Here is an 11,226-nt window from a genome sequence, read left to right on the forward strand (position 1 = left end):
GCACGCGCGCCGATGAAGCTCCACATCCTCGGCATCGCCGGCACCTTCATGGGCGGCGTGGCCGCGCTGGCGCGCGAACTCGGGCACGAGGTCGAAGGCAGCGACCAGGCGGTGTACCCGCCGATGTCGACCCAGCTGGAGACGCTCGGCATCGGGCTGCGGCAGGGGTATTCGCCGGACAACATTTCCGCCGGCTGCGACGAGATCGTGGTCGGCAACGCCTTGTCGCGCGGCAACCCGGCGGTCGAGCAGGTGCTCGACGACGGCCGCCGCTACATCTCCGGCGCGCAGTGGCTGAGCGAGCGGGTGCTGCCGGGGCGCGACACCCTCGCCGTCGCCGGCACCCACGGCAAGACCACCACCACCACCATCCTGACCTGGCTGCTGCAGGCGGCGGGGCGCGAGCCGGGGTTCCTGATCGGTGGCGTGGCCGAGGATTTCGGCGTGTCGGCACGGGTCGGTTCGGGCCGCGAGTTCGTGGTCGAGGCCGACGAGTACGACACCGCGTTCTTCGACAAGCGCAGCAAGTTCGTCCACTACCGGCCGCTGGTGGCGATCCTCAACAACCTCGAGTTCGACCACGCCGACATCTTCCCCGACGTCGAGGCGATCCAGCGTCAGTTCCACCACCTGGTGCGCACCGTGCCGCGGCGCGGGCGGCTGATCGTCAACGGCGAGGACGCGCGCCTGGCCGAGGTGCTGGCGATGGGCTGCTGGACGCCGGTCGAGACCTTCGGCCTCGACGCCAGCCTCGCCCGGCCGCCGCATGACGGCCGCGCCGACACCCGCGACGAAGCGGCGGCCGCGTTCGACTGGAGCGCACGGCTGGTCGAGGCCGACGGCAGCGCGTTCACCGTGATCCACCGCGGCACGCCGGTCGGCGAGGTGCGTTGGCCGCTGCTCGGGCGCCACAACGTGATGAACGCACTGGCGGCGCTGGCGACGGTGCATGCGGTCGGCGTCGATGTCGCGTCGGTGCTGCCGGCGCTGTCGGCGTTCCGCAGCGTCAAGCGGCGGATGGAGCTGATCGGCGAGCACGACGGCATCACCGTCTACGACGACTTCGCCCACCACCCGACCGCGATCGCCACCACCCTGGCGGGCCTGCGTGCGCGGGTCGGCGACGCGCGGATCGTGGTGGCGATGGAGCCGCGCAGCAACTCGATGCGGCTCGGTGCGCATGCCGCGGCGCTGGCGCCGTCACTGGCGGATGCCGACGCGGTGGTGTTCCTGCACCGGCCGGAGCTCGCGTGGGACGCCGGCAGGGTGGTCGCGGACGTACGCGGCGAAGCCGTCGCGGTGCCCGACGCCGACGCGCTGATCGCCGCCCTGCGCGAGCGCGCCCGCGCCGGTGACCACCTGGTGTTCATGTCCAACGGCGGCTTCGACGACGCGCCGCGCCGGTTCCTGGCCGCCCTGCGCGGCGGCTGAGGCATGCCGCGCCGTCACGGCACCGCGCGCTAGGCTGGCACGATGCCGAACGAATCCCTTCCCCCGTCGTTGTCCCTGTTCCCGCTGCCGACCGTGCTCGTGCCCGGCGCGGCGCTCGGCCTGCGCGTGTTCGAGCCGCGCTACCTCGATCTGGTCAGCGAATGCGGTCGCCGCGGCACCGGGTTCGGTGTCTGCCTGCTGATGAACGGGGACGGCGATCCGGATGAGGGCGCCGAGACCACCGCCGCGGCGGCGTTCGGCACCGAGGCGGTGATCGAGGACTTCGGCACCGGCGACGATGGCCTGCTCACCCTGCGCGTGCGCGGCCGGCGCCGGTTCCATGCGCGGCAGTTGCGGGTGCGCGACAACGGCCTGCAGGTGGCCGAGGTCGAGTGGTGCGACGACGACCCGGTGGAGCCGCTGCGGCCCGAGCACGGCCTGCTCGCGACCCTGCTGCAGGGCGTGCTGGAACAGGTCGGCGGGGAGCATGCCGACGCACTGGACACCCGCATCGACGATGCCGCGTGGGTCGGCTGGCGGCTGGTCGAGATGCTGCCGCTGGACGACCTGCAGCGCCAGCAACTGCTGCAGCTCGACGATCCGCACGAGCGGCTGGACCGCCTGCTGCACCTGTTGCCGGAAGACTAGTCCGGCGGGGACGGCGCCTGCGCCTGCGTACGCACCCGCAGCACAGGCATGGTGCTGTCGGGGTGTGGCGCCTCCACCTGCTCGAAACCGGCAATCGCCCCGCGCACGGCGGCATGCGCGGCGCCACCATCGGCCACCGGCCGCCACAGCAGCGCGGCGCCGAACGGCTTGCCCGCCTGCAGCGTCTGCGCGGTCCCCAGCCACAGTGGCGTGCCATCGTCGAGCACGGCCGGGGCCGGCCAGATGCGCAGCGCCAGCCGCTCGTCCGGCCGCCCGCCGGCGCGCAGCATCAGCAGCGCTTCGGCGTGGGCATCGAGGGTGGCCGGCAGCACCGCCTGTTGCTGCGGTGGCAGGTCGTCGTCGAGCAGCGCCAGGGTCGCGACCCAGTCCGCCTGCGGCTGCACGTGCCAGCCATCGCGTTCCAGCGCGGCCTGCAGCGGCGCCAGCGGGCCGGCCACCTGCACGTCGAGCGGCCAGCGCAGCCGTTCATCGTCCTCGTTGCGCTGCGCCGGCAGGCTCGCCCAGCCATCGCCCCACCACTCGTCCTGCGCCATCACCCGGGTCGGCGGTGCCGCGGCGAAGCGCGCCAGCAGGTCGTCGGCGACACGCGGTGCGTGCCACAGCCCGGCGATGACGAAGCTCGCGTAGAACAGGATCGCCAGTGGCCGCATCCAGAAAGACCGCGCGACGTGGCTGCGGTAGGCGATGCCCAGCACCAGCACCCAGGCCAGCCCGAACAGCGTCCCGCCGACCAGGTCGCTGGGCCAGTGCGCGCCGAGGTACAGCCGGGCGAAGCCGACCACGGTCGTCACCACGCCCGCCAGCAGGTACGGCCAGACGCGCTTGCGGCCCGGCAACTCGCGCGCGATCAGCACCGCGAAGAAGCCGAAGATGATCGTCGTCATCGTCACCGCGACCGACGGGAAGCCGAACCCGGCCGGCGCCGTCGGTGGTCGCGGCATGTCGATCGCCGCTTCCAGCAACGAGGTCAGCACCAGGCCGAACACCAGCGCGGCCAGCCAGTGCGCCGCCGCCATCCAGCGCCGCCGCCACAGCAGGTACCCCAGCGCGACCGCCGCCGCCGGGCCAAGCACCTGCGCATCGCCGAGGCTCGCCAGCCCGGCCATCAGCCGGTCCGCCAGCGGGTTGCGCAGCGTCCACATCAGGTCGTGCAGGTGGTGGTCGAGCGCGAGCGGACCGCCGCTGGCCAGCAGCATCGCCACCAGCGTGAACCAGATCCAGCTGATCGCCAGCAGGCTTGCCGCGAGCATCGCCAGCGACGCCGATTCGGGCCGGTTCGGGTCGATCAGTGCGCCGGCGTAGCGGCCCAGCCGCGGATGCGCGCGCGTCCAGCGCAGCATCCGCGCCAGCAGCAGGTCGGCGTGCTCGGCGAACCAGCGCCAGGTGTAGAGCACGCCGGCCCAGACCAGCGCCACCGCAAGCGCCAGCGCGCCCAGCGCCAGCGCGAGCCGGTCGGCCACCGCGGCCACCGCGTCGTAGGAGCGGCCGAGCACCCAACCCGGCGCGAGGAACAGCGCCGCCCACGCGATGCAGGCGACCAGGCTGGCCAGCGCGTAGCGACGGAACGGCATCACCAGCATGCCGGCGATGGCGGGCACGAACGGCCGCACCGCACCGACGAAGCGGGCGATCGCGATGCTCTTGAGGCCGTGCCGGCGGAACAGCGACTCGCCGCGGTCGAGCCACTGCGGATAGCGTGCGAACGGCCAGCGCTGGCGCAGCTGCCCACCCCAGCGACGGCCGATCCAGTAGCTCAGTGCATCGCCGCAGAACGCGCCGAGCGCGGCGCAGACCAGCGCGTACGGCCCGCTGACGTGGCCCAGCCCGATCAGCGCGCCGACCGCGAACAGCAGTGGCAGCGCCGGCACCACGATGCCCACCACCACCAGCGCGTCGCAGAACGCGATCAGGAAGATCAGGGCGCCGGCCGCGGTGGGGTGTGCGCCAATCCAGTCGGTGACGCTGTCGAGCCAGGCCGGGTTCATCGCGCAATTATGGCAGCGCCGGCCGTGATTCCGGCATGCCGATGCGGGCTTGACAGCGCGGCGGCGGGCGTTGCGCGGGCCGGCATGCGCACGCGTTGCGTACACTGCACCGATGCGCGCCACAGCCTCCATCCCGGCCGACGAAGTCGCCGCCCTCAAGGCCGACAGCTTCGGCCGTATCGCCCTGATGCGCGACGGCAGCGGGCTGTTCGTCCGCCGTGACCTCGTCCACGTGCCGGCGTGGCTGCGCCTGCCCGCGTGGTGGCTGGCCCGCCGCGAGGCGCAGGCGCTGCGGCAGGTCGAAGGATTGCCCGCGGTCCCGCAGCTGCTGCGCTGGGACGGTCGCCGGCTCGACCGCAGCTACATGGACGGCGCCGCGATGTACCAGCGCCCGCCGCACGGCGACCTCCAGTACTTCCGCCGCGCCCGCCGCCTGCTGCGGCAGCTGCACCGGCGCGGCCTGGCCCACAACGACCTCGCCAAGGAAGCCAACTGGCTGGTGCTGGCCGACGGCGCCCCCGGCATCATCGACTTCCAGCTCGCCACCCGCGGGCATCCGCGCTCGCGCTGGATGCGCCTGCTCGCGCGCGAGGACCTGCGCCACCTGCTCAAGCACAAGCGCACCTATTGCCCGGCGACCATCACCCCGGTCGAACGGCGCCTGCTCAGGCGGCGCTCGTGGCTGCGCGAGGCGTGGTTCGCGACCGGCAAGCCGGTCTACCGCTTCGTGACCCGGCGGCTGCTGAAGTGGGAAGACAACGAAGGCCAGGGCCCCAAGCCCTGACCGCCGCGACCACCCGGAGCGCCCCATGACCACCCTGTCCGGCAAGACCCTGTTCATCACCGGCGCCTCGCGCGGCATCGGTCGCGCGATCGCCCTGCGCGCGGCCCGCGACGGTGCCAACATCGCGATCGCGTCCAAGTCCTCGGTGGCCAACCCGAAGCTGCCGGGCACCATCCACAGCGTCGCCGCCGAGGTCGAGGCGGCCGGCGGCCAGGCGCTCGCGCTCAAGTGCGACATCCGCGACGAGGACCAGGTCGGCGCCGCGGTCGCGGCCACCGTCGATGCGTTCGGCGGCATCGACATCCTCGTCAACAACGCCAGCGCGATCTGGCTGCACGGCCTGCTGGACACGCCGATGAAGCGCTTCGACCTGATGCAGCAGGTCAACGCGCGCGGCAGCTTCCTGTGCGCGCAGGCGTGCATGCCGTGGCTGCTGCAGGCCCCCGATCCGCACATCCTGACCCTCGCGCCGCCGCCGAGCCTGGACCCGAAGTGGTGGGGTCCGCACACCGGCTACACGCTGGCGAAGATGGGCATGAGCTTCGTGACGCTCGGGCTGGCGGCCGAGTTCGCCGGCCGCGGCGTCGCGATCAACGCACTGTGGCCGCGCACCATCATCGCCACCGACGCGCTCAACCTGATTCCCGGCGTCGACGTGTCCGGCTGCCGCACCCCCGCCATCGTCGCCGACGCCGCCCACGCGGTGCTGACCACCCCGGCGGCGGCGCGCACCGGCGCGTTCCTGATCGACGAGGACGTGCTGCGCGAAGCCGGTGTCACCGATTTCGAGGGTTACGCGGTCGAACCCGGCCGGCCGCTGCTGCCCGACCTGTTCCTCTGAGGAGAACGACCCATGCGTTACCTGCACGCGATGGTCCGCGTCCGCGACCTCGACGCCTCGCTGCGGTTCTTCCGCGACGGCCTCGGGCTGGTGGAGACCCGCCGCCGCGACTACCCCGAGGCCCGTTTCACCCTGGTCTACCTCGGCGCGCCGGAGAACCCCGACGCCGAGGTCGAGCTGACCTGGAACCACGACGACGAGGACTACGGCGGCGCGCGCAATTTCGGCCACCTCGCGTTCGAGGTCGACGACATCTACACGGCCTGCGCGCACCTGCAGGCGCAGGGCGTCACCATCAACCGGCCGCCGCGCGACGGCCGGATGGCCTTCGTGCGCTCGCCCGATGCGATCTCGATCGAGCTGCTGCAGAAGGGCGAGGCGCTGGCGCCGGCGGAACCGTGGGCGTCGATGCCGAACACCGGCAGCTGGTAGCGCGCCGGCTCAGCCCATCGCCGACGGCAGCCGGTGGCCGCAGCCGCGGCAATGCTGCGCGTCGGGGTCGTGGCCTTCCAGCCCGCACTCGGGGCAGCCGCGGTGGTCGTGGTGGTCGGGCGCGTGGCTGGCTTCGCGCAGGCTGCTGGCCAGCTCGGCGGTGTAGATGCCGGTCGGCACCGCGATGATGCTGTAGCCGATCAGGATCAGCACCGACGCGATGAACCGCCCGGCCGGCGTCTGCGGCGAGAGGTCGCCGTAGCCGACCGTCGCCATCGTCACGATCGCCCAGTACATCCCGGTCGGGATGGTGCTGAAACCGCGCTCCGGGCCCTCGATCACGAACATCAACGCGCCGAAGATCACCGCCATCGTCAGCAGCGCGACCACGAACAGGAAGATCTTGCGCCGGCTGCGCCACAGCGCGCTGATCAGTGCGCCGCTCTCCTCCACGTACTGGGTCAGCTTGAGGATGCGGAACAGCCGCAGCATCCGCAGCACGCGCACCACCAGCAGCGCCTGGCTGCCGGGGAACAGCAGCGACAGGTAGGTCGGCAGGATCGACAGCAGGTCGATGATTCCCCAGAAGCTCAGCACGTAGCGCCACGGTCGCCGCACCACCAGCAGCCGCATCACGTATTCGAGCGTGAACAGCAGGGTGAAGCCCCATTCGATCGCGTAGAGGACGCGGGCGTGGTCGATATGCAGCCACGGGTCGCTGTCGAGCATGATCACGACCACGCTGACGCTGATCGCGACGATCAGCAGCAGGTCGAAGTTCCGCGACGGCGCGGTGTCGTGGCGGAAGATGATGTCGAACCAGCGGCGGCGCCAGCCGGTCTCGGTGGCGGGGTTCAGCTGCGGGGTGAACAGCAGGCGCATCGGGTGGTCCCGTCGTGGCTGCGGCCGGATCATGCCGCCGGGTCATGCGGCCGGATTGTGCAGGCGGATTGTGCAGTACCGGGCGAAAAGCACCGTGCACGCCGGCGGATCGGCCAGAATGGGGCGCCCAACCATGCCACGCCTGCCATGAGCCATGCCACCGGCCGCGCCGCCCCCGGCGAGCGCCACTTCCTCCCCGTCTACCGCAGCGGCCGGATCGTGCTCGATCACGGTTCCGGCTCGCGCGTATACGACCGCGACGGCCGCGAGTACGTGGACTTCGGCGCCGGCATCGCCGTCAACGCGCTCGGCCATGCGCATCCGGCGCTGGTCGAGGCGCTGACCGCGCAGGCCGGCAGGCTCTGGCATACCAGCAACGTGTTCACCAGCGAACCGGCGCTGCAGCTGGCGCAGGCGCTGGTGGAAGCGGCGGGGTTCGCCGAGCGCGTGTTCCTGTGCAACTCCGGCGCGGAAGCCAACGAGGCGGCGATCAAGCTGGCCCGGCAGTGGGCGACGGCGAAGGGCCGCGGGCCGGAGCGGCGGGTCGTCCTGAGCTTCAGCGGCAGCTTCCACGGCCGCACCCTCGCCACCGTCACCGCCACCGCGCAGCCCAAGTACCACGCCGGGTTCGAACCGCTGCCGGGCGGTTTCCGCTACAGCGGCTTCAACGACCTGGCCGCGGCCGAAGCGGCGATGGCGGCGGGCGATGTCTGCGCGGTGCTGGTCGAGCCGGTCCAGGGCGAAGGCGGCGTGACCCCGGCGGAAGACGCCTTCCTGCACGGTCTGCGCGCGCTGTGCGACCGCCACGACGCGCTGCTGGTGTTCGATGAGATCCAGTGCGGCATGGGCCGCACCGGGCATCTGTTCGCCTGCGACGGCTACGGCGTGCGGCCGGACGTGGTGACGCTCGCCAAGGCGCTGGGCGGCGGGTTCCCGGTCGGCGCGATGCTGGTCGGTGCGCGGGGTGCCGACGCGCTGGGCTTCGGCCAGCACGGCACCACCTTCGGCGGCAATCCGCTCGCGGCCGCGGTGGCCTGCGCGGCGTTGCGGGAGCTGTCGTCGTCGGCGTTGCTGGCGAACGTCGCCCGCCAGTCAACGGCGTTGCGCGACGGACTGGCGGCCCTCGACCGCGAGCTCGGCCTGTTCGCCGAGGTCCGCGGCCGTGGCCTGATGCTCGGCGCGCAGCTGCGTCCGGCGCATGCGGGCCGCGCCGGTGACATCCTCGATCGCTGCACCGCGCGCGGCCTGCTGGTGCTGCAGGCCGGGCCCGACGTGCTGCGCTTCGTCCCCGCGCTCAACATCGGTGACAGCGATGTCGCGGAAGGACTGTCGCGCCTGCGCGCGGCGCTGTCCGACCACCTCGCGGCCGGCTGACCGCGCCGCCGCCGGGTTCGCTCAGGCGACCTCGGCGAACGCGGCGCGGGCCGCATTAATGGTGTGGGCGATCTCCGCCTCGCCGTGCGCGCTCGACACGAAGCCGGCCTCGAACGCCGACGGCGCCAGGTACACGCCGCGCTCGAGCATCGCGTGGAAGAAGCGGCCGAACTTCACCGCGTCGGACGCCATCGCGTCGGCAAAGGACTCGACCGGCCCCTCGCGGAAGTACAGCCCGAACATGCCCGGCGCGCGGGTGGTGTGGAAGGCGACGCCGGCATCGCGCGCGGCCGCTTCCAGCCCGTCGCACAGGGCGTGCGTGCTGGCCTCCAGCGCGTCGTGGAAGCCCGGCGCGCGGATCAGTTCCAGCGTCGCCAGCCCGGCAGCCATCGCCACCGGGTTGCCGCTCAGCGTGCCGGCCTGGTAGATCGGGCCGCTCGGCGCGATCTGGCTCATCAGTTCGCGCCGGCCACCGAAGGCGCCGACCGGCATGCCACCGCCGATGATCTTGCCGAACGTGCTCAGGTCGGGCGTGATGCCGTAACGCTGCTGCGCGCCGCCGAGCGCCACCCGGAAGCCGGTCATCACCTCGTCGAAGATCAGCAGCGCGCCGTGCTTCGTGCACAGCTCGCGCAGGTGCTGCAGGTAGCCGTCGCGCGGCAGGATGCAGTTGGCGTTGCCGACGATCGGCTCGATGATCAGGCCGGCGATCTCGCCGCCGACTTCGTCGAACAGCTGCGTCGCGGCCTCGAAGTCGTTGTAGGGGATGGTCAGCGTGAGGTCGGCCAGCGCCCCCGGCACGCCCGGCGAGTTCGGCAGCCCCAGGGTCAGCGCGCCGCTGCCGGCCTTCACCAGGAAGCTGTCACCATGGCCGTGGTAGCAGCCCTCGAACTTGACGATGCGGTTGCGCCCGGTGGCGCCGCGCGCGAGCCGGATCGCCGACAGCGTTGCCTCGGTGCCGGAGTTGACCATCCGCACCATCTCGCAGCTGGGCACGATCGCGGTGATCGCCTCGGCCATCGTCACTTCCAACGCATTGGGCACGCCGAAGCTCAGGCCGTCGCGCATCGTCTTCGCGACCGCGTCGAGCACCTGCGGATGGGCGTGGCCGGCGATCATCGGCCCCCACGAACCGACGTAGTCGACATAGCGGTTGCCGTCGACGTCGAACAGGTACGCACCCTCGGCGCGCTGCGCGAAGAACGGCTCGCCGCCGACCGACTTGAACGCGCGCACCGGCGAATTGACGCCGCCGGGCAGCAGCGCGGAGGCGCGGGCGAACAGATCGTGGGAGCGTGCGTGGTTCATCGTGAAGCCTCGGGATCGGGAGGGAGGAAGGCGGCGCGATAGGCGTGGACCGCGGCGGCGGGGTCGGGCGCGTCGAACACGCCCGAGATCACCGCCAGCAGATCGGCGCCGGCATCCGCCAGCAACCGCGCATTGTCCGGCGTGATCCCGCCGATCGCCACCCGCGGCACGCCCAGCGCGGCCGCCTCGGCGAGCAGCGCCGGCGACGCGACCCGCGCGAGCGGCTTGGTCGGTGACGGGAAGAACGCACCGAACGCGACGTAACCCGCGCCGGCATCCCGCGCGGCGCGCGCACGTTCGACGCTGTCGTAACAGGACGCGCCCAGTAGCGCGTCGTCACCGAGCGCCGCGCGTGCCGTCGCGATCGCGCCATCGTCCTCGCCCAGGTGCGCGCCGTCGGCACCGATCCGCATCGCCAGCGGCCAGTCGTCGTTGATGATCAGTGGCACCGCGTAACGCGCGCACAGCGGCTGCAACGCACGCGCCTGCGACTCCCGCAGTGCGTCGTCGGCGCGCTTGTTGCGGTACTGCAGCCAGGTTGTGCCCGCCGCAAGCACCACTTCGACGCGGCGCAGCAGGCGCGGCGTGTCGGTGTCGTCGGGCGTGATCGCGTACAGGCCGCGGGGGCGGGCAGGGGTCATGCTTTCGTGTCCGGCATGGGGGTGGGACAATGCGGGCTCGCATCGCCAGCCATTATCCGCCCATGTCCGAGATCGCCACGACCACCGAGTTCCGCACCTGGATGTGCGTCGTCTGCGGCTTCATCTATGACGAGGCGCAGGGGCTGCCCGAGGAAGGCATCGCGGCCGGCACCCGCTGGGCCGATGTTCCCGACACCTGGACATGTCCCGACTGCGGCGTGACCAAGGACGACTTCGAGATGATGGAAGCCTGACGCGGCGGTTCGCGTCGGCGCCCGGCACCGGGCGTGGTCAGTCGGCCGGGATGCCCGGGCCGAACTGCAGCATTTCGCCGTCCTCCAGCCCCAGCCGCGCGGCTTCGCCCGCGTTGAGTTCGAGCACGTACAGCGCGGCCGCGTCGCTCGGGTAGGACGGGCAGGCGTTGCCGGCCGTGCACGGCGGCACGTCGCGCTGCTGCGACACCAGCGCCCGCGACGCATCGAAGTAGAGGATGTCGAGCGGGATCCGGGTGTTCTTCATCCAGTACGCCTGCGGCTCCTCGCGCTCGTGGATGAACAGCATGCCGTGTCCGTCCGCGAGCGCGTCGCGGAACATCAGTCCGCGTGCGCGCTCCGCGTTGTCGTCGGCCACCTCGACCTGATAGCGCTCGCCGCCGATGTCCACCCACAGCCCGTTGCCGGACGCGCAGCCCGCGAGCAGCAACAGTCCGGTGGCGATGACGGTCTTCAGCAGCATGCGACGTGCGGTCATGGTGGGCTTCTCCGGATGATCGGGCGACGATCCGCCAGCGATGACGGAAGCGTCAAGCGTGTGGCGCGCCTCGCCGCGAAGAATTTTTGGGTTGGCCCCTTCCCGAACGCGGAAGAGGTGTGCATAATG

The 11,226-nt window shown here is 72.0% G+C and carries 11 protein-coding genes and 1 pseudogene; 7 read left to right on the top strand and 5 right to left on the bottom strand.

Going from position 1 to position 11,226, the window contains the following annotated elements; genetic code table 11:
• The first annotated feature begins 12 nt into the window (after nucleotides 1-12).
• Both mpl and N799_RS11305 read left to right on the top strand, forming a co-directional pair.
• The gene (mpl, locus tag N799_RS11300; RefSeq protein ID WP_036212435.1) at nucleotides 13-1,431 is read left to right on the top strand and encodes a UDP-N-acetylmuramate:L-alanyl-gamma-D-glutamyl-meso-diaminopimelate ligase; all 1,419 of its coding nucleotides are present in this window, start codon (nucleotides 13-15) and stop codon (nucleotides 1,429-1,431) included.
• A 42-nt stretch (nucleotides 1,432-1,473) separates the two neighbouring features.
• Nucleotides 1,474-2,079 carry an LON peptidase substrate-binding domain-containing protein gene (locus N799_RS11305; protein ID WP_036212438.1) on the top strand — a complete coding sequence of 202 codons (606 nt, stop codon included), beginning with the start codon at nucleotides 1,474-1,476 and terminating at the stop codon, nucleotides 2,077-2,079.
• Here the strand turns inward: N799_RS11305 and N799_RS11310 are convergent.
• The gene (locus N799_RS11310; RefSeq protein ID WP_036212441.1) at nucleotides 2,076-4,085 is read right to left on the bottom strand and encodes a bifunctional DedA family/phosphatase PAP2 family protein; all 2,010 of its coding nucleotides are present in this window, start codon (nucleotides 4,083-4,085) and stop codon (nucleotides 2,076-2,078) included. The genes N799_RS11305 and N799_RS11310 overlap by 4 nt on opposite strands.
• A gap of 112 nt (nucleotides 4,086-4,197) precedes the next feature.
• Here N799_RS11310 and N799_RS11315 point away from each other — a divergent pair, with 112 nt between their 5' ends.
• Genes N799_RS11315 through N799_RS11325 form a run of 3 tightly spaced genes read left to right on the top strand, consistent with a single transcriptional unit; the run spans nucleotide 4,198 to nucleotide 6,142 of the window.
• A complete protein-coding gene (locus N799_RS11315; RefSeq protein ID WP_052101500.1) occupies nucleotides 4,198-4,869 on the top strand; it encodes a protein kinase family protein in 672 nt (223 codons plus the stop codon).
• A gap of 25 nt (nucleotides 4,870-4,894) precedes the next feature.
• Entirely contained in the window at nucleotides 4,895-5,710 is an 816-nt protein-coding gene (locus tag N799_RS11320; RefSeq protein ID WP_036212448.1) for an SDR family oxidoreductase, read from the top strand.
• A 12-nt stretch (nucleotides 5,711-5,722) separates the two neighbouring features.
• Entirely contained in the window at nucleotides 5,723-6,142 is a 420-nt protein-coding gene (locus N799_RS11325) for a VOC family protein (RefSeq protein ID WP_036212450.1), read from the top strand.
• A gap of 9 nt (nucleotides 6,143-6,151) precedes the next feature.
• Here the strand turns inward: N799_RS11325 and N799_RS11330 are convergent, their stop codons facing one another.
• Nucleotides 6,152-7,024 (bottom strand): ion transporter, encoded by an 873-nt coding sequence (locus N799_RS11330; RefSeq protein ID WP_036212452.1) that lies wholly within the window; start codon nucleotides 7,022-7,024, stop codon nucleotides 6,152-6,154.
• A 147-nt stretch (nucleotides 7,025-7,171) separates the two neighbouring features.
• Here N799_RS11330 and N799_RS11335 point away from each other — a divergent pair, with 147 nt between their 5' ends.
• Nucleotides 7,172-8,398, top strand: coding sequence for an aspartate aminotransferase family protein (locus tag N799_RS11335; RefSeq protein ID WP_036212454.1), 1,227 nt, complete (start codon nucleotides 7,172-7,174; stop codon nucleotides 8,396-8,398).
• 21 nt (nucleotides 8,399-8,419) lie between these two features.
• On the opposite strand, the gene hemL is transcribed toward N799_RS11335, so the two are convergent.
• Both hemL and thiE read right to left on the bottom strand, forming a co-directional pair.
• Nucleotides 8,420-9,706, bottom strand: coding sequence for a glutamate-1-semialdehyde 2,1-aminomutase (hemL, locus tag N799_RS11340; protein ID WP_036212456.1), 1,287 nt, complete (start codon nucleotides 9,704-9,706; stop codon nucleotides 8,420-8,422).
• Complete coding sequence (thiE, locus tag N799_RS11345; RefSeq protein ID WP_036212458.1) at nucleotides 9,703-10,347, bottom strand: thiamine phosphate synthase; 645 nt, start codon at nucleotides 10,345-10,347, stop codon at nucleotides 9,703-9,705. The genes hemL and thiE overlap by 4 nt, the downstream gene beginning before the upstream one ends.
• On the opposite strand from thiE, the pseudogene N799_RS11350 reads away from it, so the two are divergent.
• Nucleotides 10,346-10,601: pseudogene (locus N799_RS11350) on the top strand (rubredoxin). The gene thiE and the pseudogene N799_RS11350 sit on opposite strands and share 2 nt — an antisense overlap.
• Before the next feature lie 37 nt (nucleotides 10,602-10,638).
• On the opposite strand, the gene N799_RS11355 reads toward N799_RS11350, so the two are convergent.
• Entirely contained in the window at nucleotides 10,639-11,082 is a 444-nt protein-coding gene (locus tag N799_RS11355) for a DUF192 domain-containing protein (RefSeq protein WP_036212464.1), read from the bottom strand.
• Nucleotides 11,083-11,226 lie beyond the last annotated feature (144 nt).

It is taken from the genome of Lysobacter arseniciresistens ZS79, from assembly GCF_000768335.1.
In the GTDB taxonomy this organism is placed as follows: domain Bacteria; phylum Pseudomonadota; class Gammaproteobacteria; order Xanthomonadales; family Xanthomonadaceae; genus Novilysobacter; species Novilysobacter arseniciresistens.

Excerpts from the sequence above, each read along its gene's own strand:
- thiE (WP_036212458.1), bottom strand. The coding sequence starts at position 10,347 with ATGACCCCTGCCCGCCCCCGCGGCCTGTACGCGATCACGCCCGACGAC.
- N799_RS11305 (WP_036212438.1), top strand. The coding sequence starts at position 1,474 with ATGCCGAACGAATCCCTTCCCCCGTCGTTGTCCCTGTTCCCGCTGCCG.
- N799_RS11355 (WP_036212464.1), bottom strand. The coding sequence starts at position 11,082 with ATGCTGCTGAAGACCGTCATCGCCACCGGACTGTTGCTGCTCGCGGGC.
- N799_RS11315 (WP_052101500.1), top strand. The coding sequence starts at position 4,198 with ATGCGCGCCACAGCCTCCATCCCGGCCGACGAAGTCGCCGCCCTCAAG.
- N799_RS11330 (WP_036212452.1), bottom strand. The coding sequence starts at position 7,024 with ATGCGCCTGCTGTTCACCCCGCAGCTGAACCCCGCCACCGAGACCGGC.
- N799_RS11335 (WP_036212454.1), top strand. The coding sequence starts at position 7,172 with ATGAGCCATGCCACCGGCCGCGCCGCCCCCGGCGAGCGCCACTTCCTC.
- N799_RS11325 (WP_036212450.1), top strand. The coding sequence starts at position 5,723 with ATGCGTTACCTGCACGCGATGGTCCGCGTCCGCGACCTCGACGCCTCG.
- N799_RS11310 (WP_036212441.1), bottom strand. The coding sequence starts at position 4,085 with ATGAACCCGGCCTGGCTCGACAGCGTCACCGACTGGATTGGCGCACAC.
- hemL (WP_036212456.1), bottom strand. The coding sequence starts at position 9,706 with ATGAACCACGCACGCTCCCACGATCTGTTCGCCCGCGCCTCCGCGCTG.
- N799_RS11320 (WP_036212448.1), top strand. The coding sequence starts at position 4,895 with ATGACCACCCTGTCCGGCAAGACCCTGTTCATCACCGGCGCCTCGCGC.
- mpl (WP_036212435.1), top strand. The coding sequence starts at position 13 with ATGAAGCTCCACATCCTCGGCATCGCCGGCACCTTCATGGGCGGCGTG.